Below are 23,347 nucleotides of genomic sequence, written 5' to 3'. Positions count from 1 at the left end.
TTTCCTCCTATTTCAATACAAAGGCAACTTTTGCACTGGCAAAGAAGTTTGCCTTCTGATTAGCAGAATAAATCTTTACAGCATCTTCATCAGAAACCTGAACATCAGACGGGCTTACACTGCCAGAGGCTTTAATGATTAATGGATTTTTAACTCCTCTTTTTTCCAGTGCTGCCTTTGCTTTTTCAATGCTGTTTGTATACTCTCCGCATCCCTGCTCAACAAGAACTTTTTGACTTATCTTTGAAGGATCATAAAGAACCTCTCCTTTTGCTGTGAATATTCTGTTTATTAAAGCAGGTCTGAAGTTGACCTCTGTTGCATCAATTATAAGTCCATCATATTTATCTTCAACTGGAACAGGTTTTGCTTTAAACTGTGGCTGAGGTTCAATAATCTCTTTTTTGACTTTTGGATCACCGAGAATCTTCTCATACATTAGAGAACCAAAACCTCCTGGACCTGACATCCCAACCTTTACAATAACAACTGCTGTTTCTTCCTGAGGATTCCACTCTTTGTAAACCACCTGAGCACCCTTTATAAATCCAGCTACTGCTGTTCTTACTATGTCATACTGAAGTTGAGCATCTCTTACAAGAGTGTCACCAACAACTGCAACTCCTTCAAGAATCTCAGCAAGCTGTCGGTATGCAAGGGCTGTTGCAGCACGCTCTGCAGTGAGCCTTCTCTGGCTTGGAGTTTTAGCAGTTGCTGAAGGAAGTCCTTCAGCTGCTACAAGAATGTAATCATTGATAAATGCCTGTTCAGGAGATGTTGTAATGGATAGATTGTTTTTCTGAAGCCACTCATTTGCCTTTTCAAATACTGATGAAACCCTGTCATCCTGGGCATTTGCAAGCCCTGTGAATAAAAGGATTGATAAAATAAAAACTACCAGCCTTTTCATTTTTTCCTCCTAATAAATGTTTAATTTTTGTTTTAACATTCTTATTGAAAGAATTGCTTCTGCGCCATCAACTGCTCTTTCAGGATTGAACTCTCCTGAAAGCTCAGGCTCCATTATTCCCCTTGTAACAATATTCATGACAGCATTGTAAATTGGAGAAGTTGTCCTTACATCAGGAAATGGAGATTTTTCATGTCCAAAGAAAGCAGTGGCTATTTTGGAATCTCCTGTGATTTTAATCAATACATCCTCAAGTATCAAAGCCATTTCACCCCTTTTTACAACCTCATATGGCTTGAAAAGATATGCCTTAACTGTCTCATCATATTTTGGTTCAAGACCTCTTATCTTCCATTTAAGTATGGTAAGTATTTCATTTTTAAATGGATTGTTTAATATGTCAGCAGGCACAAACTCAGGTTTTGTCTTTTCAATCTGACTCTGAAGAGGAATTCTTCCTGAAAAAATTCTATCAATTTTAAGCTCATTAATGAGTAAAGCCGCAAGGTCAGCTCTTGTTATTGAATCTTTGACTGCAATTTTTTTACCAGCATCTCCAACTGTTATTCCTGCCATTGCACGGGTAATTTTATCTGCCTTTTTCCATGCCCTATCAGCTTTCTCATGCCATTTTCCATTTCTCTTTGAGTTTAATACTGCTCTAAATTTATCCTTTGCTTTTTCAAAATCAAATATCTCAAAATAGGCAATTCCCATAAAGTAGTGTGCTGCTTCTTTGCCCTGATAATAATTAAGTTGAGAATCATCAACTTTGATGTCCAGTGCATTAAAGTAGGCTTTTTCAGTTTCTCCAAGCCAGTCATTTGTTTTGAGATTGGTTAAACTCCTTATTTTTGCCATGTAGTAGTCAAACTCTTCCTGTGAAGTTTTTGCTTTCTTTTTTGCAGTTTTCAGGTCTTTGTCAATTCTTTCAATTTCAATGTTTTTAAATTCAGGATCCTGAAGTTTTTTAACTTTTTCAGACTTTGCAATGGCAAGCCCAGAGTAAGCCTTTGAAAATTTTTCATCGCAGTAAATGGCTCTTTCAAACTTTTCAATCGCAAGCTCAGGATTTCCATCATCCAGAGCTTTCATTCCAATGAGATAGTGATGTTCAGGGTTATCCTCAGGTAGCGTGCATTTTGAAATCTCCTTTTGAGCGCATCCATATAAAAATCCTGTAAAAATTAATAAAACAGTCAAAAACTTTAAATATTTCATCATAAAACCTCCTTTTTATGCTTTCTAACCAATAATATCAGAAGAGAAGACATATGTAAAGGTAATTTTCACATTATTCTATGATTTCTACGGTTGAGCCTGCTTTTATCCCAGAGGAATTTCTTTTCCTATGATTGCTGTTTCTTTCTCAGAGTCAATGCATTTCTTTGCCTCAGCATGGTATGCCAAAAAAGTCATTACAAGAATAATAAAAATAAAAGTTCTCATTTTTATTTTCTAAAAATCACTGAGTTCAACATCTGGTGATATCAAGAAAAATCCTTCTTCCTCTTTCACTATGCCTTTAAACTTCAAAACTTTTAATGCCTTTGTAATGGCTTCTCTTGATGCACCTGTACAGGAGGCAAGCTCTCTATGGGTAATTTTTTTGATTTTTATCAATCCATCCATGGTTTTCTCTCCTTCCTTTTTAGCAATATTCATAAGAAATTTTATAATTCTCCTGCTTACATCTAAGAACGCCATTGCACCAAGCATTTCATCTGTAAATCTTATTCTTTCAACCAAAGCAGAAAGAAGAGAGATAGCAATTGCTGGATAACTCTTCAGAAGCATAAGAAATTGTTCTCTTTTCAGTGTTCCAATAAGGGAATCTTTGATTGTAATGATTGTTGCTGATCTTGGTCTACCATCAAGAAGGCTTAATTCTCCAAAGAAATCACCCTTTTTAAAGATATTAAGAATGAGTTCTTTACCATCCGGGTCTAATAGGCAGGCTTTAACTGCACCATCAAGAATAATATAAAGATCTGTGCTTTCATCTTCTTGATAAAATATAATTTCAGCTTCTTTAATTTTTCTTACTTTAAAACCTCTTGAAATAATTAACAGATGAGCATCAGAAAGATTTTGGAAAATGGGAATTTCTTTTAAAATTCTTATAATTTCATAATTTGACATACTAAACTTTATCAAAAATTTATAACACAGTCAAGTTACTTCTCTAAATGCTCTCTATTATCTTTGCTGTTCTTAACTTCTTCCATTTAATTTAATATAGTAACCACAAGATGTGAAAATTACCTTGAAATCATTTCCACAAAACATTATAATTTGAAAAAAGCCTCAGGAGTTAGTTATGAAAAAGCTTTTGTTTATTTTATTCATTGTTCTTTTTATCGCTTCTTGTGCTACTGTGAGTGAGTTTAAAAAAGAAACTCCTGAAGCAAAAATATCAGAGGAAGAACTTCCAAAAACAGTTGCCATTCTTCCCTTTGAAAATAAAACAGAAGAGTTTGGAATAGCAAGTCAGGTAAGAAAAACCTTTTACAACCACTTTAGCTCAAAGCCTTACAAAGATATTGAATTGAGCATTGTTGATGAAAAAATAATTCAGCTTGAAAAATCAAAGGGCAAAAACATCCTTGAAATTCCACCAGTAGATATATGCGAGGCTTTAGGATGTGATGGATTAATTTATGGTAGAGTTACTGATTACAAAAAGATTTATGCAGTTGCCTACTCACAGCTTGGCATAGAAGCTGAAGTCTGGATGATAAACACAAGGACAGGAAAAGAGGTCCTCAGACTGAAAGATTCTGTCAGATACCATGAAGGTGGGGTTCCACTTTCTCCATTAAGTGCAGTCATGACAGCAATCTCAACAGCGATGAATATAAGGGATATTCAGCAGATAAGAATGCTCAATGAACTCTGTTATAAATTCAATGAAAAAATACCTTCACCTCAAGGAACTGTTGAGGAAAGACCCATAATTAAAGAGGTTCTTACAAATGCTAAGGATTCTCCCTTTGGCAAAGGAAAGGTTATAAAGGTTGGCTTAGAGGGAGACAGAGGAATGGTTGCCACATTTGATATAGGGAACTTTAAAAAGGGCATAGCCATGAAAGAAACTCAACCAGGTATTTACATTGGTGAGTATGTTGTTATGCCAGGGGATAATGTAAAAGAAGCTCCCATAATTGTATCTTTAAGAAAACCAGGAGGATATGAAACTCAGTGGATTGATATAAGCGGATTTATTACAATTGACACAACACCACCTCCTAAGGTAACAGGATTGAGGGTTAAAGGTTTTCATGACAGAATTGAAGTTTCATGGCAAGCGCTAAGAAATGTCTCTGATTTAAAAGGATATAAGGTTTTAAGAAGTGAACAACCACTTACAGGATTTAAAGAAATTGGCAGTGTTGAGCTCAATTTATTTGAAGACAGGACAGTACAGCAGGGAAAACTTTATTATTACAGAGTTATTGCCTACGATATCGCAGGAAATGAATCAGAGATACAGGATGCTGTAAAAGCATCTCTTACAGCCAGAGAACCTCAGATAATTTCAGGAACAATTGAAAAAGACACTGTGATTTCAGGAGTTTACATTGTTAAAGATAGCCTAAGAGTGCCAAAAGGTTTAACACTGACAGTTGAGCCTGAAACAAGAGTAATGTTTCACGAGAATTCTGAGCTTACTGTCTTAGGCAAGATTATCATAGATGCAAAGGATGCTCCTGTAGAGTTTGTTTCAGCTACTGATAAAAAGTGGAAAGGAATATCTGTTAAAGATGGAGAGATAAAAATAGAAGGATTCAGGCTTAAGAATGCAAAGACAGGATTGAACTTAATTTCAGCACGTGGTTTTATTGAAAACGGAATAATTACCGACTGTGATACAGGGATTTCAGTATCAGGAATTCCGTCTGCCTCAATTAAAAATTCAACAATTTCAGGAAATAAAACAGGAATAGAGCTTGTAAAAACAAATTCAACAATTTCCATGAACAACATATTGCAAAATGAGACAGGTATTAAGATTAATGGATTTTCAGGAGATATAAAGGATAACAATATTTATGATAACAATATGAATGTTTCATCAGAGACAGTTTTAAAGATTGCTCCAAATTACTTTGGTTCAATAAACATTGATGAGATGAAGCTTAAGAATATTCAGATAAGCAGTGTCTACAATTTTAGAGTTCCTGAAGGAAAAGTTGTAAATGCAATTTTAAATCCCTATTCAGCTCTTTCTCAGGAAGAAAGGCAGAAAAAAGCAACAGAATTTGTTATTGAAGCAGGGAATTATTTCAGACAGAGGAATTACGGAAAAGCTGTTACACTTTTTGAAGAGGCACTGAAAGCCCAGCCAACTGTTGAGGTTTATTACTATCTTGCTATCTGCTACCAGGAAATGAAAGAAGATGAAAAAGCATTGAATTATCTTAGAGAGGGGGTGGAAAAGTTTCCAAAGGATGCCACTTTGCAGAAATCCCTCGGTTTAATGTATTATCAAGCTGGCAGGGAAGAAGAAGCAAAAAAGGTATTTGAAGAAGTTTTGAGACTCAATCCTGAAGACAGGCAGGTAAAATTTTTAATGGAAAGATTAACAATTAAATAATTTAGGAGGTTAAAGATGAAAAGGTTAGTTTTATCAATGGTTTTAATTGGAGTGATATTTGCATTTACTTCATCAGGTCTGTCAACAACAAAATCCGTTGATCAGTCTAATTCATGTAATATTAACTCAGAAAATACTCTCTTTGCAGCTTCAGCAAACTGTGGTCTATGGAATCTTCAGCCAAATGGTTGCTATGAAAGAGTATGTTGCTGTGATCAGAATGGTCAGCACTGGTGTGAAAGATGCTGTCCTGATAAAAGTGGGAAGTGTGTTGCATACAAAGTAAAGTGTTAAAACTGCTATGAGAAAAATTTTTTATATTGCATTAGTAATACTAATTTTTAGTTCTATTGCCTTCGCTTCACAGTCAACGATTACAGAAGCAGAAGGATATGCTTGCATGAGTGAGGACAGAACAAAAAGGCAGACAGAGGAAACAGCGCTTCATGATGCAAAAAGAAAAGCAATTGAGCAGGTATCAACCTATATTCAGTCTGAAACTCAGATTAAGGACTTTGAACTTCAGAAGGATATTGTAAATGCCTATACAAATGCAAATGTAAGAATTATTGAGCAAAGGGCAATCTGGGACAGTGAACCTCCAAAAGTCGGAGATTGTTACAGAATTAAAATCAAGGCAGAGGTTATTCCTGATGAAAATGCAATGAAAAATCTCTCTCAGGCAACTCTTCTTGATGATCCCTCTGCTCCTCTTAAGGTACAGATATGGACAGAAAAAAGGGAGTATCACGCTGGAGAGAAGATTAAAATTTTTCTAAAAGGAAACAAACCCTTTTATGCAAGAGTTGTTTACAGACAGGCAGATGGAAGCATTGTTCAGATTCTTCCCAATCCTTACAGAAAGGATAACTATTTTCAGGGAGGAGTTGTTTATGAGATACCTTCAGGTCCTGATAGATTTGAGCTTGAGGTAACTCCACCCTTTGGTGAAGAAAGCATCATTGTTTATGCAAGCACAGGTGAGCTCGGCGCAGTGGAGCTTGAACCAGCTGGAGGAGTTTATAAAATAAGAACAAAACTTGAAGAACTGGGAGATAAAACAAGAGGAGTTCAGATTATTGAGAAAGGACAGAGCAGAGCATCAGAGTTTTTTGAGGTAAAGCTGAATATTGAGACAAGATGATAGAGGTGAAAATTACCTTGAGAAATTTAGTTAGTATTCATAAAATTTTTTATAACTCCTTGAGGAGCTTAAATTAAAATATGGAGGTTAGAAAATGAAAAGAAAACTTTTTCTGGTTGCCATGTGTATTGTGGTAGTTGCTGCTGGATTTTTATTTATTACACACAACAAAGACACTGCTACTGCATCTCAAAATGTTGATTACTGCTTTGCAATGAAAGCTGATGGAAAAGTTGAAACAATGTTAGCTGTAAAACCATGCACTCCATCTGGATGGTGGTGCACATCTAATAGTCAGTGCTGTAGTGGTAGCTGCAGAAATAATGTGTGTGATTAAACTCAGAAAGGGCAGGCATTAGCCTGCCCTAAAAATTAAAATTCAATGAAAAAGCTAAAAATTTTGATAAATTTGATAATTTTTCTATGCCTTCTTTTTAAATCATACACTGCATTCTCAAAAACCCTTATTCTTGAAGGCAATCTTCAAAGCAGAATAAAGATAACCCAGCAGATGCGATTTGATGTGCCCAAACCTCTTGAAACACTTAGTTTCCGATTTGCTCTTCCAAAAGATTTTTCAAATAAATTCGTATCCCAGAGCATCTATAATCTTGATGTAAAAATTGACCCGGAGCCTGAAAAATTTGAAAAGATAATTGATCAGTATGGAAATCACTGGGGTATTGCAAGCTGGAGAAATCTCACAAAACCAGTGAAAGTAACTGTTACATTTGAAGCCTATGTTGATTCAGAACTTAAAGCAGAAAACTCAGTAGCAGATTTTCCTCTAAAAGACATTCCTGACTTTGAAAGAATCTTTCTTAAATCAACAGAGCTTGTGCAGTCTGAGAATCCTGAAATCATAAAGCTTGCCAGGAAGCTTACAGAGAATGCTCAAACAGAGTATGAAGCAGTTACAAAAATTCTCAACTGGATTGCTGATAACATAAAATACACCTACAATCCTCCTCAGTTTGATGCTTTATGGACACTTAAAACAAGAAAGGGAAACTGTCAGAACTTTGCCCATATAGCAATAGCGCTTCTCAGAGCATCTGGAATTCCATCAAGGGTTGTTGGTGGGCTTACATTAAGAGAACAATGGAAGATTCCACTGGGAAAAAACTTTCTTGTTCAGAGCATGGGACAGGGAGGGCATGCATGGATAGAGATTTATTTCCCTGATCTTGGATGGCTGAGCTATGACCCCCAGCAGTCAAAGCAGTTTACTTCATCAAGGCATATAAAGCAAACCCATGCTCTTGAGTCAGATGAGGTAAATGATACATGGAGAGCTTCTCCTTATTTGCCTTCATACAGTGAGACAGTTGAGGCTAAGTTTGTCTCTGACAGGATTCACATATCACCAAAAGCATCTGAAGCCTCACCAAAAGCCTATCTTCTAAGCAATAAAATAATAGTTAAAAAAGAGATAATAGAAAAACCACCACCTCCATCACTTCCACTTCCTTTACCAAAAGAAAGAATATTTGAATTCGGAAATATGGATTTTCCCACTCTCGTTGAACTATATCAGGTTTCTGGAGATAGAGCAATGAAAATTCTTGATAAAGAAACAGCAGAGTATGTTACTTCAAAATACATCTATGCTCAGGCATTCAGGATTGATGAACCAATAGAGATTGAAAAAATATCCCTTGCAATGAGAAAATTCGGAGGTGATGGCACTGTATATATTGACCTTGTATATGATGAAAAAAGTAAGCCTGGACTTAAAGGATTTAGATCAAATCCAGTATTTCTTGAAAACATTCAGAAAAAACCAGGCTATTACTGGATTGATTTTACATTTCCAGATAAAGTAAAGATAGAAAAGGGAAGATACTGGATAGTGCTAAGACACTCTGGTGATGTTGTAATGAACTGGTTTTTCATACCTGGTAATCCCTATGGAGATGCTGATGATACAAGGTCAACTCTTAAAGGATACCATTGGGAAGATATTTTAAACTATGACTTTGTATTTAAAGTAAGGGCAAAAAGGCAGTAATGTCACCTTTTACAGAAGTTCTTTTAAGACAAATATACTTCACAGGAATACAGGCAGTTCCTGCAGTAACAATCTCAGGATTGCTTATAGGCTTTGTTATAGTTCTTCAGACAGCTTCAATAGCTGGAGCAGGCTCAAGCAATGTGATTGGGAAAATACTTCTGTGGCTTGTGTTAAAAGAAATTGGTCCATTTTTTACAGGACTCATAATTCTTACAAGGAGTGGCTCTGCGATTGCAACAGAGCTTGCCACAATGAAACTGAACAGAGAGATTGAGTATCTTGAAGTATTGGGAATAAAACCTGAAGTTTATCTAATAAAACCAAGAGTTTATGGGATGATCTGTTCTGCTTTTGTTCTATCTATATACTTTCAGCTTACAGCTATTTTTGGAGGCATTTTTCTGGCAACCCTGATGAGCGGGGTTTCTTTTTCAGATTACGGAGATGCTATTGTCTCACAGTTTTCCTTTAAAGAAATTCTCATATCTTTTATAAAGTCTTCAGTATTCGGATTTGCTATTTCTCTAATCTGTATATGGCAGGGGCTTTCTGTTATGAAAAGTCCCACTGAAGTTCCTCAGAGAGCAACAAAAGCTGTTACTGGAAGCCTTTTTTCGCTTTTTCTGATTGATGTTATAATGGACTTTATTGCGAAAATTATTGAATGATAAGAGCTATTGATTTAACTGGTGAGTTTATAAAAAAAGAAATGAATTTTGAGATTGAAAAAGGTTCAAGGACTGTTTTTATTTTTGAGAGGGAAGAACAGGGAGAGGAGTTTTTAAAACTAATTACAGCTATTAAAAATCCTGAGAAAGGAGATGTCATTTTCATGGGGCATAATTTAAAAAAAACACCAAGGGATGAACTTTTTAAATTGAGAAAAAAAATAGGCATTGTTTTCAAATCTGGAGGACTTATAAGCAATTTAAAGGCGTGGGAAAATCTTATACTTCCTGCTCTTTATCATAAAGTTGATAAAGAGGAAGAGATTATTAAAAGAGGCATGGAATTACTTAAAAAACTTGAATTTAAAAAAGAGCCAATGAGCCCTGTTTCAGAGCTTACAAATCTTGAAAAAAGGATTATAGGAATTGTAAGAGCTTTTTTAATGAATGCTGAAGTCATGATTTTTGAATATCCCTTTGACGGACTTAAAGACTCAGAGAAAGAGGAAGTTGTTGAGAAAATACAGCAGATAGGAGGCACGAGCACAATGCTTTATATTCTTAGTTCAGAAAGAGAGAGTTTATTAATTGAAAAGGCAGATGTAGTTAAATATGCAGAAAATTAAACAAACAGATCCAAGATTTCTTTTTCTTAAAGGTAAAGTTTTTCTATTTATTGCAATAGCTCTTATAGGAATGAGTATCCTTCTTTTTTTTATTGCAAAACAGAGAGGTATGTTTATAAAAACAGAAGAGTTCTACTTTATGACAACAAAAGCAACAGGACTTTACAATGGCATGCCTGTTAAAGTTTCAGGATTCAAAATTGGAAGAGTTAAAGATATGCAACTTCAGGATAATGGCTTTGTAAAAGTGACTCTATCCATAGAGGAAAAACATGTTAAATGGTTTAAAGAAGACACAGTGGCAATTTTTATCAAGGAAGGATTTATTGGTGAGTCTTACATTGAAATTTTGCCAGGAAATGGAAATCCTCTTAAGCCTGGACAGTCAATAAAGTTTTTCAAGCAGGCAGGGATTGAAGAGATTGTAGGAGAGCTTAAGGGTGAGATTTCTGAGATTCTTCAGGGCATAAAAGAAACGATAAACTACATCAATGAACCACAGGGAAACATCAAAAAAAGCATTGAAAATATTGAAAAAATATCCAGAAATTTAATAGATACAACAGAGCAAATTAACAAGCTTTTAAAGGAGCTTAACAGAAAAACTCCTGAAATAGTAGAAAAATCAGAAAAAACATTACAGGAGCTTACAGAACTTATAAAATCTCTGCAAAAACTTTCTCAAGAGCTTAATGAGACAGCAACAGCAATTAAAGGGGCAGCAAAGGAGGATTTGCCTTTAATGGTTGAAAGGGCAAAAAAGAGCATGCAGGATCTTGATGAGATACTTCAGAGCATAAAAGGACTCTGGCCCATAAGAGAAGGCATTAAAAAACAAGAAATAAAGCCTGTAGAGGCAGATACATATGAAAAATAGATTAAAAATAATTCTATTGTTTTTTTTCATCATAATTCAGGGATGCTATAAAGGACCAGTGGAGCAGCCTTATAGAATAGTAGAACTAAATAGTTTAATTATGCAGGCAAATAAAGCCTTTGAAAGAGGACAGACTGAAAGAGCAAAAAATCTTTACATGGAGGCTCTTAAAAAATCACGTCTGATTCAGGATGACAATGCCACAGTTATAATTTTAATAAGTCTGTCAAGGCTTTATACATCAGAAGAACAGATAAAGGAGGCTAAAAAATTTATTGATACAGCAGTAGAGCTTTCTAAGAGAGCGTCTTTGCCTGAGAATACCGTTGAAGAGCTTGATTTTGAAAGGGCAAGATTAGGCTTTATTGTCAATGAAGATGTAGAAGAACTTTTAAGAAAACTTATTCTTTCAAAGTTCACGAGCATAAAGATAAAATCATTGAATCTTCTTGCAAGAGTTAAGATGAAACAAAATAAAAATGAGGAAGCTGAAAAATTACTCAATGAAGCTCTTAAGATAAACCAGAAAATAAACAGAGTTGAAGAGGCTAATTCATTAAGACTTCTTGGTATTGTATGCTCAGATAGGGATAAAAAAAGGGCAGAAAGCTATTTTCTTAGAGCATTGGAATTAGATAGAGAACTGGCAATTCCAGAAAAAATAGCCCTTGATATGCAGACTCTTGCCATATTTTATGAAAAAATCGGTGAGCAAGAGAAAGCAAAAGAATATTTTATGAGAACCCATGAAATCTGGAAAGAACTGGATAAAGATGATATTGCGATAAAACTTAGGAGGTAGTTATGAAGGTAGTAATTTTTTTTATTTTATCCATACTTTATTTATCAGCAACTGCCTATGGAGCTATTGGAGAAATTGAGAAAATTGATGGAACAGTTCTTTATAGAGAGCACTCAGGTATTCCCTATAAAAAAGCCAGGGCAGGTCTTTCACTAAACTCTGGATATTGGATAAAAACAAAGCAAAAAAGCTGGGTGAGTTTAAAACTCAGCGATGGAAGCAAATTTACTCTTGCTGATAATACGGAACTTGAGATTTCAGAGTATCTGCTTGATAAAAATAGAAAAAATGGAGTTTTTTATGTAACTCAGGGGAAAATAAGAGCAACTGTTGTAAAGCTTACAGGGCAGACAACAAACTTCAAGGTTAAGACTCCAACAGCAGTGGCGGGGATAAAGGGCACAGAATTCATGATGCTTTCAAAAGGGCAGGCTAATGTATTTTTTGGCAATGAAAACACAGTCTATATATCTGGAAATGATACAGTAGAGAAAACTCTTGCTGCTGATACAATGGTTCAAAATACAAGAGGGCTTACTCCCACAGAGCCTGTAAAAGTAGAAGAAAGCACACTTCTTTATGATGCAAAGAGAGGACTTTCACAGATAACAGGAGCAACACCACCAAAGGAATGGGAGATTTCAGGTGCATTGCCCCACATAATTGCAAGATGGAATATAAATTACGGACATTATCTTGCTGATTCTGGTAGATACGAGGAAGCTCTTTATGTATTTCAGATAGCTCTTGACCTTAGTGATAACTCAGAAATAAGGGCAGATGCAAGGCTTGAAAGGGGTGCTGTTTATTCAAGATTTTTAAGAAATCCTGAGGCTGCGCTTTCTGAATATCTTCTTATTCTTGAAGAATATCCTGAGACTCCTCAAAAAGAAACAGCTCTTTATCTTACAGGAATGACACTTTATGAACTGGGGTTTAAACAACAGGCAAAGCAAAGGCTTCTTCAGTACAAAAAGGAGTATCCTGATGGAAAATATTTAACAAATATAGAGACGATTTTAAAGCTCCTGGAAGATGAAAACTAAATTTTTGATTTTTCTATGTATCGGCTTTATTTCAGCTTTCATTGTTTCTTTTCTATACATTTTAAAGATAGATTTTTTAACATCCCTTGACTTAAAACTTAAAGATGTAAGATTCAAACTCAGGGGAACTCTGGAGCCTGATAAAAGGATTTTAATTGTAGCAATAGATTCAAAAAGTATTGATAGACTTGGAAGATGGCCCTGGGATAGAAAGATAATCGCAAAATTGATAGAAAATCTTAAAAAAGCAAAAGTTATTGCTCTTGACATTGTTTTTTCTGAAACCTCCACTCCTCAGTCTGACAGAATTCTCTCTGAATCAATAAATAAAAATGCAGTTGTAGGATATTATTTCAGAGATGAAGAAACATATATCAATTTCCGATCTTATGAAAATCTCAGACAATCAAGAATAAAAATAATCAAAACAGAAGAGGATGTAAAAACCATACCTGTGAGAGAATTTTCTTATGCAGAGCTTAATATTCCCTTAATAAAAGCTCAGGCAGGTTTTTTTAATATTTTCCCTGATGATGATGGAGTGTACAGAAAAATAAATCTGCTCGCTCTTTACAATGGAGAACTTTATCCACATCTTGCACTTAAGGCAGTTTCTCAATTTAAAGATACACCAGTAATTGTTGAATTAGCCCAATATGGAATAAAAAGCATAAAAGTGGGAGATAAAACAGTGCCTGTTGATGAATCTGGTAGCCTTACGCTCAATTATTATGGCAAAGCTGGCACATTTAAAACTGTTTCAGCAGTTGATGTTATGGATGGAAAACTGCAAATTCCTGAGAATTCAATTATTTTTATTGGCGCTACAGAAATCGGGATTGCTGACATTCGTAGCACGCCAGTGGATCCTGTTATGCCGGGAGTTGAAGTATCTGCAACTGCTGTGTCAAATATCCTTAAAAAGCAGTATTTAATTTATAATGCATGGGTTACACTGGTTGATATTTTATTTATAACAATGCCTGCAATTTTGATGAGCTTTATTTTTGTTAGAGTATCAAAGAGTTTCTTTTCACTCAGCATTTTTGTAACTTTTTCATTTTTGATATATTCCCTCAATCTTTTTATCTTCAAAAAATACTTTTTAAACATCTCTTTGATTTATCCTTTTGTTGCTCTTTCTTTGTGTTATGTGCTTTCAGAGGCATACAGAAACTTAATCATTGAGAAAAAAAGCAGATTTCTTAAAAAAGCCTTTTCAAGCTATGTCTCACCTGAACTTGTTAACATAATAATGAAAAATCCTGATGCATTAAAGCTTGGCGGAGAAAAAAGAACAATAACCGTGCTTTTTTCAGATATAAGAGGTTTTACCACACTGTCAGAGCAGATTGAGCCTGAAAATCTCGTAATGCTTCTTAATAGTTATCTTGATCCTATGACAAAGATTGTTCTTAAACACAAAGGAATGCTTGATAAATATATAGGTGATGCTATAATGGCGATATATAACGCACCTGTGGAGCTTTCTCAGCATCCAGAACAGGCTTTGCTTTCAGCACTGGAGATGATACGACAACTCAAGGCTTTAAACGAAAAGTTTAAAAAAATTGGTTTCCCTGAGATAGACATTGGGATAGGCATAAACACAGGAGAGGCAGTAATAGGAAATATGGGTACAGATATGAGATTTGACTATACTGCTATCGGAGATACGGTAAATTTAGCATCAAGACTTGAAGGATTAAATAAATTTTATGGCACAAGAATAATAATAAGCGAAAGCACCTTCAATTCTTTAAAACAAAAGAATAAATTTATTACAAGAGAACTTGACCTAATAAGAGTTAAAGGTAAAAAGGAACCTGTAAAAATATATGAAGTTATTGAAAACTCTGCTTTTGAGCCTGCTATAAAATATTTTGAAAAAGCTTTAAATCTTTACAGAAATCGAGAGTTTAAAGAAGCACTGGAAATATTCAGCTATATTAAAGAAAAATTTAATGATAAAGCTTCCATTGTTTACGAAGAAAGATGTAGACACTATCTTGAGAATCCTCCATCATCAGACTGGGATAAAGTTTACTCTGCCAAAGAAAAGTAATACAATAATTATATGATTGATTTAAATAAACTGCCTTCTTTGCCAGGAGTTTATATTTTTAAGGATTCATCGGGAGAGGTTCTTTATGTTGGAAAGGCAAAGAATCTTAAAAACAGGCTTAAAAGTTATTTTCAGTATAGTGATCTTGACCTAAGAAAAGCAAGAATGGTTCAGCTTGTAAAAGACTTCTCCTACATTGTTACATCAAATGAGTATGAAGCCCTTGTTCTTGAAGCAAATCTTATAAAAAAGTATAAGCCACCTTACAATGTTTTATTAAGAGATGATAAAACTTATCCATACTTGAGAATAACAATTACTGAAGACTGGCCCAGAATAGATGTAATTCGGAAACCCAAGAGAGATGGTAATCTGTATTTTGGTCCATATGTTCCTGCTCAGTCAATGTGGGAGGCTTTATCTTTTATCAGGAGAAATTTTCCAGTAAGAACATGTAAACACAGCTTAAACAAGCCAATTCGTCCATGTGTTCAGTATCAGATGAAAAGATGTCCTGCTCCCTGCGCTGGATTGATAAAAAAAGAAGACTACATGAGAGGAGTGGATGAGGTTATTTTATTTTTGAAGGGTAAAAAAACTGAGTTGCTTGATAAATTGTATGAAAAAATGGGGAAACTATCTCAGGAACTTAAATTTGAAGAAGCTGCCTCTGTTAGAGATCAGATTAGAAGACTTGAAAGAATATTTTCTCAACAAAGGGTGGTTTCTCAAGCTATTGAAGATATGGATGTTATAGGGATCTATATAGAAAATTCAAAAATATCTGTGAATGTGTTATTTGTAAGAAATGGCTTACTCATTGGTTCAAAGGACTGGATAGTTAAAAAGGTTTTTTATGAAAATGAAGAGGAGCTCATCAGTTCAGTAGTTGAAGCTCTTTATTCAAAGGAACTGCTGATTCCTCCTTCAATCATTATCCTGAAAAATTTGCCAGAAAACCTGAATGAAATAAAAGAATGGCTAAAAGCTCAAAGAGGTGCATCAGTTGAGCTTAAAACTCCTTCTAATGAAGAAGAAAGAGCACTTCTTGATATGGCATTAAATAATGCAAAAATTCATCTAAAATCAAAGCTTTCACCAGTAGAAACCACACTTGAAGAGCTTAAACAGAGACTTAATCTTACAGAGACTCCATCAAAAATTGGTGCCTTTGATGTATCAACTCTTTTTGGAGCTCATTCTGTAGGAAGCTTCATCTACTGGGAAGATGGTAATTTTAAAAAAAATTTTTACAGACACTTAAAAATAAAGGAAACTCATGGAATTGATGACTATTCAGCAATGAAAGAGATTTTTTTAAGAGTTGTAAAAAAATTTGACACAGAACAAGGAGTTCCAAAACCAGATTTAATTCTGATTGATGGAGGTTTGGGACATTTAAACACTGTATTGAAAGTTATAGATGAATTGAAAGAACAACTTCCATGTTTTGCAATTGCAAAGGAACCTGATAGAGTTATTTCCCCTGAAGGAGATGAGATGCTTCTTGAAGATAAAAAAACATCTTCCCTTTTATTAAAAAAAATAAGAAATGAGGCTCACAGATTTGCTATATCCTATCACAAAAAACTTAGAAAAAAAGCAGCTTTTCAGTCAGTTCTTGAAAAAATCCCTGGAATTGGTAAAAAAAGAAGACTTACACTGCTAAGACATTTTGGTAGTATTGAAAAAATAAGGTCAGCCTCCTTAGAACAAATAGCTTCTTTACCAGGATTTAATCTTAAAATTGCTCAAAAAGTTCTTGAAGTACTCACAACTTTATAGTGCTATTAATATTAATCACTTTTTCTTCAAAAGGTATATCTTTATGCGATATTTTCAGTGCTTCTTTAACAAGCCATGTAAGTCCACTGCAGCATGGCACTGCCATTCTTAAAACAGTGATTGATTTCAGGTTGTTTATCTTAAAAATTTCTGAAAGTTTATTTAGATAAAATCTAGGCTCATCAAGCTTCGGACAGGCTATTATAAGTTTTTTATCTTTTAAAACATCTTTATGAAAATCACTATATGAAAAAGCAGTGCAATCAGCAGCAATAAGCAAATCAGCATTATTTAAAAAATTAGCTTTTACAAAAACAAGCTTAAGCTGAATAGGCCAATTACTGAGTTTGTGATTTTTAGCAAAAGATAAACATTCACAGGACTGATATTCTTTTAGTTTTATTAATTCAAGATGTTTCTTTGTGCTATTTTCATCAAAAGGTTTTGCTTCTCTTTCTACAATTGATATTGCTCCTTTAGGGCAGCTTCCAAGACATGCTCCTAATCCATCACAGTAAATCTCATTAACTAACTTTGCCTTTCCCTCTATAATCTGAATTGCTCCTTCTGCACAGGCATTCACACATGCCCCGCAGCCATCACATTTTTCTTCATCAATCTGAACTATTGGTCTTTTTATCATTTTTAGCTCCTTTAAAGATGATTTTAAATCTATTATACCTGCAAAAACAGAGAGGGAGTATGATGAAAATCATATTTTAGTCTAAGAAAGACTGTGACGTTGGAGAATCTCCTCTGCAAGCTCTTTATATGCAATTGCTCCCTGAGCCTCTGGAGCATAAAAAATAGCAGGCAACCCATTCATGGATGCCTCAGCAAGGACTATGTTTCTTGGGATACAGGTTTCAAAAGTTTTTGAGCGAAAAACTTTTTTTATATCCTCTGCAATGTTTCTACTCAAAGTAAGATGTCTGCTGAACATGGTAAGAAGAATACCTTCAAGTTCAAGAGCTTCATTAAAATTACCTTTAATTCTCCACAAAAGCTTTATAAATATCCTCAAAGCCTCAAGAGCAAACTGCTCACATTGAACAGGAATTATTACTGAGTCTGATGCAACAAGAGCACAGAGCGCAAGAAAAGAAAAAGAAGGAGGACAATCAATGAAAATGTAATCAAATTCATCTTTACAGGAATCAAGCAAACATTTCAGTCTTTTCTCTCTTTCTTTGGTTTCAAATATCTCAAGTTCTGCCATAAATAAATCAATTCTTGAAGGAATTACATAAAGATTTTCAAAAGGCTGAATTAAAACTTCCTTGAGTGTTGCTTTACCTGAGTAAAGCTCATATAATCCTTTAATTTTTTCTCCATTTTTTCTAACTCCCAAGCCAAACGTAAGACTTGCCTGAGGGTCTGAGTCTATTACAAGAACTTTTTTGCCTTTTACTACCAGAGAAGCTGAAAGATTAATGGCTGTTGTTGTTTTACCAACACCACCTTTCTGACTGGCTATTGCTATAACCTTCCCCATTTATTTTTGAACTTTAAACATTGAACTTTGAATTGCTCTTCAGGGTGCCATACCCGTCAAGACGTTATAAATCTTCAATTTCTCTATAAGAGTCCTCCGTGCTTCTTCAAAGGATGATTTAATTCTATACCCTGCTGCATTTTTATGTCCTCCACCACCAAATTCTGTTGCAATAATGCTTACATCCACATCACCTTTTGAACGAAGGCTTACTTTAATGAAGTTTTTTTCAATCTCTCTAAAAAGTGCTGAAACTTTGACATTTTTCAAAATTCTCAAAAACTCCACAAATCTCTCAGTATCGGGCTCAGAAGTTTCAGTTTCTTCAAAATCCTCTTTAGTTATGTAAGCTATTATAACAGGAGGTATTATTTCAACCTTGTTCAGCATTTTTGTAAAAAGTTTAAATCTATTTTCACTCCATGATTCAAAACTCTGTTGATAGATATATGATGGTTTAGCTCCACATCTTACCAGCTCTGATGCTATCTGCAAAACCTCTTCAGTGGTACTGTCAAACTGAAAATTACCAGTATCTACAATTATCGCTGTATAAAGATTTGTGGCAATTTTTGAAGTTATTTTTCCATTGAGTGTTTTAATAAGATAATAAATCATTATACCTGTTGCTGCAGCCTCTGGTTCAATCCATTTTATACAAGATGAATCAACTGTTTTGTTTGTCTCAATGTGATGGTCAATAATCAACTTAAAGCTAAAAGCAGGCTTCAGATTTTCTATAACTTCTTTTTTATAGCTGACTCTGGAAATATTATTACAATCAACAAGAACTAAAACAGGCTTATGTCTTACAGCTGAAGGATGAAAATCTTCAATATTTTTAATATATTCAATTCCTGGAAGAAACTGATACTGAACAGGAACTGGTTCTGTATAAATTTCTACTTGTTTATTGAGCTGTTCAAGTAAAAACTTTAAAGCAATTGCTGAACCAAAAGCATCTCCATCAGGCGTTGTATGAGTGAGTATTAAAAAAGAGTTATTCTTCTGAATGGCATCAACTAAATCTTTCGGTGGTTTCAAACCTCCTCCGGAGCTTTTTTTATTTCTTTTAAAAGTTGATCAATTCTAAATCCTCTTTCTATAGATTCATCAAAAACAAATTCAAAAGTGGGTATTATCTTTATTCTGAGTCTTCTGGCAATCTCGCTTCTTATAAATCCCTTTGCTTCATTTAAAATCTGCAGTGAAAGCTCTCTTTCCTCTGACTTAAGCACAGAGATAAAAACTTTAGCCTGTCTCAAGTCATCAGAAAGTTCCACATCAGTTACTGTGATAAAGCCAAGTCTCGGATCTTTTATCTTATGTAAAATTATTTGAGCAACCTCTTCTTTTAAAAGAACTCCAAGTCTCTGAGACCTCTTATATGGATGCATATTAAATTTCCTTTACAGGAATTTTTTCAAGAACATAATTTTCAAGAATATCACCTTCTTTAATGTCATTAAAGTTTTCTATTGTCAATCCACATTCATAACCAGCTTGAACTTCTCTTACGTCTTCTTTAAATCTTTTTAAAGAACCTATTCTGCCTTCATAGACCACTATGTTGTCTCTTATTACTCTTATCCCATCACTTGCTCTTGATATTACTCCATTTAAAACATAGCATCCAGCTACTGTTCCAACTTTTGAAATCTTAAATACCGCTCTTACCTCTGCTCTTCCCAAAACTGTTTCTTTAATTTCTGGTTCAAGCATTCCTTGCAGAGCTTTCTTTACATCATCAATTACTTCATAGATGATGCTATAAAGCTTTATGTCAACACCAAGCTGATCAGCCAATTCCTGGGCTTTTGTTTCTGGACGAACATTAAATCCTATTATTATTGCATTGGCAGTAGCTGCAAGATTAACATCACTCTCTGTTATACCTCCAACAGCTGTATGTATCACTCTGACTTTAATATCAGGATGAGTTATCTCTTCAACTGCTTTTTTCAGTGCTTCCACTGAGCCCTGAACATCGCCTTTTATGATTAAATTAAGCTCCTTAACTTCTCCTTCTTTAATTTTCTCATATAAATCCTGTAGCGTTAGTTTCTGAGCTTTTTGCATCTCAGCAAGTCTTTTCTTCTGCGCCCTTGCATTAGCTATCTGACGGGCAGTCTTTTCATCTTCAACAACAGTGAAACTGTCTCCTGCCTGAGGAACTTCTTCAAAACCCACCACTTCAACAGGAGTTGATGGTGGAGCTTCATTAATTCTTTTACCTGTATCATCAATCAATGCTCTTACTTTTCCATAAGTTGTTCCTGCAACAAAAGCATCTCCAACCCTTAAACTGCCATTTTGAACAATCACTGTTGCCACAGGACCACGACCTTTGTCAAGCCTGGATTCAATTATTGTTCCTCTTGCAGGTTTGTTCGGATTTGCTTTAAGCTCCATTATTTCTGCCTGAAGAAGTATCATTTCAAGTAAATTTTCTATGCCTATCCTCTTTTTTGCTGAAATATCAACGAATATATTCTGTCCACCCCATTCTTCTGGAATAACTCCATATTCTGAAAGCTGTGTTCTCACTCTTTGGGGATTTGCCTCTGGTTTGTCTATTTTATTTACAGCAACCACTATTGGAACACCAGCTGCTTTAGCATGATTTATTGCTTCAATTGTCTGTGGCATTACTCCATCATCAGCAGCAACAACAAGAACAACAATATCAGTAACTTTTGCTCCCCTTGCTCTAAGAGCTGTAAATGCTTCATGTCCTGGAGTGTCAAGAAATGTAATATCTTTACCTGCAAGACTAACCTTATAAGCACCTATATGCTGTGTGATTCCTCCTGCTTCCTGTTCTGTAACTTTTGTTTTTCTTATAGCATCAAGAAGTGAGGTTTTACCATGGTCAACATGACCCATAACAGTTACAATAGGAGGTCTTGGCTGAAGAAGCTCTGGAGCATCCTCTGTTTCTTCTATTACATCAATCTCTTCAGCCTGAGAGAGCTCTACTTTTACTCCAAAGCTTTCTGCCACAAGCTGTGCTGCATCTAAGTCCACAGGCTGATTAATTGTTGGCATATAACCAAGTTCCATAAATTTTTTTATAACATCAGAAACTTTCTGACCTATAAGCTCTGCAAATTCTTTAACTGTTGTGCCTTCTTCTATTTTGATGGACTTTTTTCTTGGAGCAGTTGATGGTGCCTGAACAGGCTCTTCCTTTTTAAATTTGTTTTTAACTTTCTTTTGCTCCTTAATGTCAAGCCACTTTTTTGGTTCTAATTTTTTTGGAGGTATTTTGTTTATTACAGGTTTTGGTTTTATTTTTTCAATTTTTTCAAAAGATATTTCTCTTCTAAATCTGCCAGGCAGGTGTATTTCTTCTTCATCTTTTATTTCTTCTTCAATAATTTTAGGCGCTAATTCCTCTTTTTTCTCTATCTCTTTTATCTCCTCAATCTTTTCAACCGTAACAGTTTCTATCTTTTCCTCTATTTTCTCTGGTTGTTCTTCTTTTTTGAAATGCTGTTTTATTAACTCAACTTCCTCTGATTCTATATTGATGTTTGTAGTTCTTTTTTTAAACTGGACATTTCTTATTTTTTCAACAAATTTTACAATTTCTGAAGGTTTTACGCCAAGTTCTCTGGCTAATTCTATGCTTCTAACTGCTTTATCAGACATAAATTAATTCTTCCCTCCTTGTTTCTAAATCAATAAAATGTTATCATAAATAATTAAGTATATGCAAATTAAGGAGGAGGGAAAATGGCAAGCTGCTATGTATGTGGCAAGAAAAAAGTGGTTGGTCACAATGTAAGTCATGCAAATAACAAAACAAAAAGATATTTCTTTCCAAATCTTCAGAGAATGAAAATTATTACTGAAAAAGGTCCAAAAAGAGTACATGTCTGCACAAGATGTCTTCGTTCGGGTCTTGTTACAAAAGCGATTTAGAAATGCAAAGAATAGGACAAGTTTTACCTGCATTATTCAATAATTTTGGCATAGAAGAAGCAGTAACGCTTAAATTTTTAAGAAAAAAATGGGATAATATATTCGGTTCTCCTGTTAAAGAGCATACTTATCCAAAGGAGCTAAGAAATGGTGTTCTTTATGTGACAGTTAACTCTCATGTATGGCTTGCTCAGCTTCTTCTACTAAAAGATGAATTTCTTAAAAAACTTAATGCCTATGGAATAAAAGATGTAGAACTCTGTTTTGGAAGAATTTACAGGAAACAGAAAGAAAAGAGCAATGAGAAAAATATAATTAGTTTATCCCTGAAGCAGCAAGAGTGGATAAAAGATATTACTAAAAAGATAAAAGATGAGGAGATAAGAACAACTGTTGAAAACCTGTTAAAAAATTATCTTTTATTTATAAATCAATTTAAACTTGGGTAAAATAAAAATTAAGGAGTTTTATAATGGCAGAGTTTAATTTTGTTTTTAAGGATTATTCAGAGGAAGAAAGCAGAGTTTATGAAAAAGCCATGAAAGAAATAATGCAGAACATAAAAAATGGAATGTCCTTCAGAGACGCTGTTGATAGTGTAAAGGTAGATGATAATGAATTAAAAGCTTTGATAGAAGATGATGCATTAAAGATACTTATCGCAGAGCTATGTTATGTGTCAAAAATTCCCTTTGAAGAGCTGGCAAATATGTTAAAACTACCTCTTGAGACAATAAGAAATGCAAATTTTGAGATGCTTGAGGATGTGCAGTTAACTCTTAACAATACATTTAATAAAAATAGGAAAGGCAATGCTTAAAAGAATTAGATTATATTCATTGAGCACATGCCCTGTATGTAAAAAAGTAAAAGAATTTTTAAAGAATAACTCTGTAGAATATGAGTTAATTGAAGTTGATACTCTTGAAAGTGGTGAACAATGGCTTGCGATGAAAGAATTGAAAAAAATTAATCCTCAGGAAACCTTTCCAACAATTGTTGTTGAGACTGCTATGGTAGGATTTGATGAGGAAAATCTAAGGAAAATTCTGGAACTGAATGCCTGATATGACTCCTGAAAAACTCTATGAAATTTTAGAAAAATATGCCAGCTCTAAGGGTTGGGAGTTAAACAAGGATAAAGATTTTGTATTTGAACTTTTGAAAGGATTGCTTAAAAATGAAGCACGCTATGGTTACAGATCATGCCCGTGTAGATTGGCTTCAGGAGACAGAAAGGCAGATGCTGATATAATCTGTCCCTGTATTTACAGTGTAGAAGACATAAAAGAGTATGGAAGATGCTATTGTGGTCTTTATGTGACAAAAGAATACAATGAAGGAAAAATAAAAGAAAATGTTGTTCCTGAAAGAAGAAAAAAATAAAAGAA

Annotated in this window: 25 protein-coding genes and 1 pseudogene; 17 read left to right on the top strand and 9 right to left on the bottom strand. The window is 34.5% G+C overall.

Features of this window, described 5'->3' with window-relative positions; translation table 11 throughout:
• Positions 1 to 7 precede the first annotated feature (7 nt).
• From ACYQ3X_RS09070 to ACYQ3X_RS09055, 4 genes are all read right to left on the bottom strand, one after another.
• Entirely contained in the window at positions 8 to 910 is a 903-nt protein-coding gene (locus ACYQ3X_RS09070; RefSeq protein ID WP_460181492.1) for a hypothetical protein, read from the bottom strand.
• 9 nt (positions 911 to 919) lie between these two features.
• Positions 920 to 2,131, bottom strand: coding sequence for an S-layer homology domain-containing protein (locus ACYQ3X_RS09065; protein ID WP_460181491.1), 1,212 nt, complete (start codon positions 2,129 to 2,131; stop codon positions 920 to 922).
• A gap of 105 nt (positions 2,132 to 2,236) precedes the next feature.
• Positions 2,237 to 2,359, bottom strand: coding sequence for a hypothetical protein (locus ACYQ3X_RS09060; protein WP_460181490.1), 123 nt, complete (start codon positions 2,357 to 2,359; stop codon positions 2,237 to 2,239).
• A gap of 9 nt (positions 2,360 to 2,368) precedes the next feature.
• Positions 2,369 to 3,052 (bottom strand): Crp/Fnr family transcriptional regulator, encoded by a 684-nt coding sequence (locus ACYQ3X_RS09055; protein WP_460181489.1) that lies wholly within the window; start codon positions 3,050 to 3,052, stop codon positions 2,369 to 2,371.
• A 178-nt stretch (positions 3,053 to 3,230) separates the two neighbouring features.
• Here ACYQ3X_RS09055 and ACYQ3X_RS09050 point away from each other — a divergent pair, with 178 nt between their 5' ends.
• The 12 genes and pseudogenes from ACYQ3X_RS09050 to uvrC form a co-directional block, all read left to right on the top strand.
• The gene (locus tag ACYQ3X_RS09050) at positions 3,231 to 5,507 is read left to right on the top strand and encodes a GNA1162 family protein (RefSeq protein WP_460181488.1); all 2,277 of its coding nucleotides are present in this window, start codon (positions 3,231 to 3,233) and stop codon (positions 5,505 to 5,507) included.
• Positions 5,508 to 5,522: 15 nt separating this feature from the next.
• Complete coding sequence (locus tag ACYQ3X_RS09045; RefSeq protein ID WP_460181487.1) at positions 5,523 to 5,801, top strand: hypothetical protein; 279 nt, start codon at positions 5,523 to 5,525, stop codon at positions 5,799 to 5,801.
• A 7-nt stretch (positions 5,802 to 5,808) separates the two neighbouring features.
• Positions 5,809 to 6,651 carry a DUF4384 domain-containing protein gene (locus ACYQ3X_RS09040; protein WP_460181486.1) on the top strand — a complete coding sequence of 281 codons (843 nt, stop codon included), beginning with the start codon at positions 5,809 to 5,811 and terminating at the stop codon, positions 6,649 to 6,651.
• 94 nt (positions 6,652 to 6,745) lie between these two features.
• Positions 6,746 to 6,988: a conotoxin gene (locus ACYQ3X_RS09035; RefSeq protein WP_460181485.1), complete on the top strand. Its 243-nt coding sequence runs from the start codon at positions 6,746 to 6,748 to the stop codon at positions 6,986 to 6,988.
• A gap of 45 nt (positions 6,989 to 7,033) precedes the next feature.
• Complete coding sequence (locus ACYQ3X_RS09030; RefSeq protein WP_460181484.1) at positions 7,034 to 8,662, top strand: transglutaminase-like domain-containing protein; 1,629 nt, start codon at positions 7,034 to 7,036, stop codon at positions 8,660 to 8,662.
• On the top strand, positions 8,662 to 9,333 hold the full coding sequence (locus ACYQ3X_RS09025; RefSeq protein ID WP_460181483.1) for an ABC transporter permease: 672 nt from the start codon (positions 8,662 to 8,664) through the stop codon (positions 9,331 to 9,333). The genes ACYQ3X_RS09030 and ACYQ3X_RS09025 overlap by 1 nt, the downstream gene beginning before the upstream one ends.
• Positions 9,330 to 9,959 carry an ATP-binding cassette domain-containing protein gene (locus ACYQ3X_RS09020; protein ID WP_460181482.1) on the top strand — a complete coding sequence of 210 codons (630 nt, stop codon included), beginning with the start codon at positions 9,330 to 9,332 and terminating at the stop codon, positions 9,957 to 9,959. Before ACYQ3X_RS09025 ends, ACYQ3X_RS09020 begins: the two co-directional genes overlap by 4 nt.
• Entirely contained in the window at positions 9,946 to 10,836 is an 891-nt protein-coding gene (locus ACYQ3X_RS09015; protein WP_460181481.1) for an MlaD family protein, read from the top strand. Before ACYQ3X_RS09020 ends, ACYQ3X_RS09015 begins: the two co-directional genes overlap by 14 nt.
• Entirely contained in the window at positions 10,826 to 11,638 is an 813-nt protein-coding gene (locus ACYQ3X_RS09010) for a tetratricopeptide repeat protein (protein WP_460181480.1), read from the top strand. The genes ACYQ3X_RS09015 and ACYQ3X_RS09010 overlap by 11 nt, the downstream gene beginning before the upstream one ends.
• Before the next feature lie 2 nt (positions 11,639 to 11,640).
• On the top strand, positions 11,641 to 12,684 hold the full coding sequence (locus ACYQ3X_RS09005; protein WP_460181479.1) for a FecR domain-containing protein: 1,044 nt from the start codon (positions 11,641 to 11,643) through the stop codon (positions 12,682 to 12,684).
• Positions 12,674 to 14,749 (top strand): CHASE2 domain-containing protein, encoded by a 2,076-nt coding sequence (locus ACYQ3X_RS09000; RefSeq protein ID WP_460181478.1) that lies wholly within the window; start codon positions 12,674 to 12,676, stop codon positions 14,747 to 14,749. The genes ACYQ3X_RS09005 and ACYQ3X_RS09000 overlap by 11 nt, the downstream gene beginning before the upstream one ends.
• A 57-nt stretch (positions 14,750 to 14,806) precedes the next feature.
• A pseudogene (gene uvrC, locus ACYQ3X_RS08995) lies at positions 14,807 to 16,534 on the top strand (excinuclease ABC subunit UvrC); the annotation flags it as partial.
• On the opposite strand, the gene ACYQ3X_RS08990 reads toward uvrC, so the two are convergent.
• The 5 genes from ACYQ3X_RS08990 to infB all read right to left on the bottom strand — a co-directional run bounded on the left by ACYQ3X_RS08990 (position 16,521) and on the right by infB (position 21,683).
• Complete coding sequence (locus tag ACYQ3X_RS08990) at positions 16,521 to 17,177, bottom strand: ATP-binding protein (RefSeq protein ID WP_460181477.1); 657 nt, start codon at positions 17,175 to 17,177, stop codon at positions 16,521 to 16,523. The pseudogene uvrC and the gene ACYQ3X_RS08990 overlap by 14 nt on opposite strands.
• A gap of 81 nt (positions 17,178 to 17,258) precedes the next feature.
• On the bottom strand, positions 17,259 to 18,029 hold the full coding sequence (locus ACYQ3X_RS08985; RefSeq protein WP_460181476.1) for a ParA family protein: 771 nt from the start codon (positions 18,027 to 18,029) through the stop codon (positions 17,259 to 17,261).
• A gap of 39 nt (positions 18,030 to 18,068) precedes the next feature.
• Positions 18,069 to 19,073, bottom strand: coding sequence for a DHH family phosphoesterase (locus ACYQ3X_RS08980; protein WP_460181475.1), 1,005 nt, complete (start codon positions 19,071 to 19,073; stop codon positions 18,069 to 18,071).
• Positions 19,070 to 19,426, bottom strand: a complete 357-nt coding sequence (gene rbfA / locus ACYQ3X_RS08975; RefSeq protein WP_460181474.1) for a 30S ribosome-binding factor RbfA — start codon at positions 19,424 to 19,426, stop codon at positions 19,070 to 19,072. The genes ACYQ3X_RS08980 and rbfA overlap by 4 nt, the downstream gene beginning before the upstream one ends.
• A 1-nt stretch (position 19,427) precedes the next feature.
• Positions 19,428 to 21,683, bottom strand: coding sequence for a translation initiation factor IF-2 (gene infB, locus ACYQ3X_RS08970; protein ID WP_460181473.1), 2,256 nt, complete (start codon positions 21,681 to 21,683; stop codon positions 19,428 to 19,430).
• An 84-nt stretch (positions 21,684 to 21,767) separates the two neighbouring features.
• On the opposite strand from infB, the gene rpmB reads away from it, so the two are divergent.
• Genes rpmB through ACYQ3X_RS08945 form a run of 5 tightly spaced genes read left to right on the top strand, consistent with a single transcriptional unit; the run spans position 21,768 to position 23,342 of the window.
• On the top strand, positions 21,768 to 21,956 hold the full coding sequence (gene rpmB / locus ACYQ3X_RS08965) for a 50S ribosomal protein L28 (protein WP_460181472.1): 189 nt from the start codon (positions 21,768 to 21,770) through the stop codon (positions 21,954 to 21,956).
• A 2-nt stretch (positions 21,957 to 21,958) separates the two neighbouring features.
• The gene (locus tag ACYQ3X_RS08960) at positions 21,959 to 22,405 is read left to right on the top strand and encodes a DciA family protein (RefSeq protein WP_460181471.1); all 447 of its coding nucleotides are present in this window, start codon (positions 21,959 to 21,961) and stop codon (positions 22,403 to 22,405) included.
• Positions 22,406 to 22,428: 23 nt separating this feature from the next.
• Positions 22,429 to 22,776, top strand: coding sequence for a hypothetical protein (locus tag ACYQ3X_RS08955; RefSeq protein WP_460181470.1), 348 nt, complete (start codon positions 22,429 to 22,431; stop codon positions 22,774 to 22,776).
• On the top strand, positions 22,769 to 23,023 hold the full coding sequence (locus tag ACYQ3X_RS08950; RefSeq protein WP_460181469.1) for a glutaredoxin family protein: 255 nt from the start codon (positions 22,769 to 22,771) through the stop codon (positions 23,021 to 23,023). Before ACYQ3X_RS08955 ends, ACYQ3X_RS08950 begins: the two co-directional genes overlap by 8 nt.
• Position 23,024: 1 nt before the next feature.
• Entirely contained in the window at positions 23,025 to 23,342 is a 318-nt protein-coding gene (locus tag ACYQ3X_RS08945) for a ferredoxin-thioredoxin reductase catalytic domain-containing protein (protein WP_460181704.1), read from the top strand.
• Positions 23,343 to 23,347 lie beyond the last annotated feature (5 nt).

The sequence above is a fragment of the Thermodesulfovibrio sp. TK110 genome (genome assembly GCF_054658355.1).
The sequence above is the reverse complement of the archived record's forward strand: the minus strand, read 5'-3'. Positions and strand labels throughout refer to the sequence as shown.

Coding starts and splice junctions, on each gene's coding strand:
- ACYQ3X_RS08945 (WP_460181704.1), top strand. CDS start 23,025: ATGACTCCTGAAAAACTCTATGAAATTTTAGAAAAATATGCCAGCTCT.
- ACYQ3X_RS09060 (WP_460181490.1), bottom strand. CDS start 2,359: ATGAGAACTTTTATTTTTATTATTCTTGTAATGACTTTTTTGGCATAC.
- ACYQ3X_RS09070 (WP_460181492.1), bottom strand. CDS start 910: ATGAAAAGGCTGGTAGTTTTTATTTTATCAATCCTTTTATTCACAGGG.
- rpmB (WP_460181472.1), top strand. CDS start 21,768: ATGGCAAGCTGCTATGTATGTGGCAAGAAAAAAGTGGTTGGTCACAAT.
- ACYQ3X_RS09065 (WP_460181491.1), bottom strand. CDS start 2,131: ATGAAATATTTAAAGTTTTTGACTGTTTTATTAATTTTTACAGGATTT.
- ACYQ3X_RS08950 (WP_460181469.1), top strand. CDS start 22,769: ATGCTTAAAAGAATTAGATTATATTCATTGAGCACATGCCCTGTATGT.
- ACYQ3X_RS09010 (WP_460181480.1), top strand. CDS start 10,826: ATGAAAAATAGATTAAAAATAATTCTATTGTTTTTTTTCATCATAATT.
- ACYQ3X_RS09045 (WP_460181487.1), top strand. CDS start 5,523: ATGAAAAGGTTAGTTTTATCAATGGTTTTAATTGGAGTGATATTTGCA.
- ACYQ3X_RS08955 (WP_460181470.1), top strand. CDS start 22,429: ATGGCAGAGTTTAATTTTGTTTTTAAGGATTATTCAGAGGAAGAAAGC.
- rbfA (WP_460181474.1), bottom strand. CDS start 19,426: ATGCATCCATATAAGAGGTCTCAGAGACTTGGAGTTCTTTTAAAAGAA.
- ACYQ3X_RS09050 (WP_460181488.1), top strand. CDS start 3,231: ATGAAAAAGCTTTTGTTTATTTTATTCATTGTTCTTTTTATCGCTTCT.
- ACYQ3X_RS08985 (WP_460181476.1), bottom strand. CDS start 18,029: ATGGGGAAGGTTATAGCAATAGCCAGTCAGAAAGGTGGTGTTGGTAAA.
- ACYQ3X_RS09040 (WP_460181486.1), top strand. CDS start 5,809: ATGAGAAAAATTTTTTATATTGCATTAGTAATACTAATTTTTAGTTCT.
- ACYQ3X_RS08990 (WP_460181477.1), bottom strand. CDS start 17,177: ATGATAAAAAGACCAATAGTTCAGATTGATGAAGAAAAATGTGATGGC.
- ACYQ3X_RS09020 (WP_460181482.1), top strand. CDS start 9,330: ATGATAAGAGCTATTGATTTAACTGGTGAGTTTATAAAAAAAGAAATG.
- infB (WP_460181473.1), bottom strand. CDS start 21,683: ATGTCTGATAAAGCAGTTAGAAGCATAGAATTAGCCAGAGAACTTGGC.
- ACYQ3X_RS09025 (WP_460181483.1), top strand. CDS start 8,662: ATGTCACCTTTTACAGAAGTTCTTTTAAGACAAATATACTTCACAGGA.
- ACYQ3X_RS08960 (WP_460181471.1), top strand. CDS start 21,959: ATGCAAAGAATAGGACAAGTTTTACCTGCATTATTCAATAATTTTGGC.
- ACYQ3X_RS09000 (WP_460181478.1), top strand. CDS start 12,674: ATGAAAACTAAATTTTTGATTTTTCTATGTATCGGCTTTATTTCAGCT.
- ACYQ3X_RS09055 (WP_460181489.1), bottom strand. CDS start 3,052: ATGTCAAATTATGAAATTATAAGAATTTTAAAAGAAATTCCCATTTTC.
- ACYQ3X_RS09005 (WP_460181479.1), top strand. CDS start 11,641: ATGAAGGTAGTAATTTTTTTTATTTTATCCATACTTTATTTATCAGCA.
- ACYQ3X_RS09015 (WP_460181481.1), top strand. CDS start 9,946: ATGCAGAAAATTAAACAAACAGATCCAAGATTTCTTTTTCTTAAAGGT.
- ACYQ3X_RS09035 (WP_460181485.1), top strand. CDS start 6,746: ATGAAAAGAAAACTTTTTCTGGTTGCCATGTGTATTGTGGTAGTTGCT.
- ACYQ3X_RS09030 (WP_460181484.1), top strand. CDS start 7,034: ATGAAAAAGCTAAAAATTTTGATAAATTTGATAATTTTTCTATGCCTT.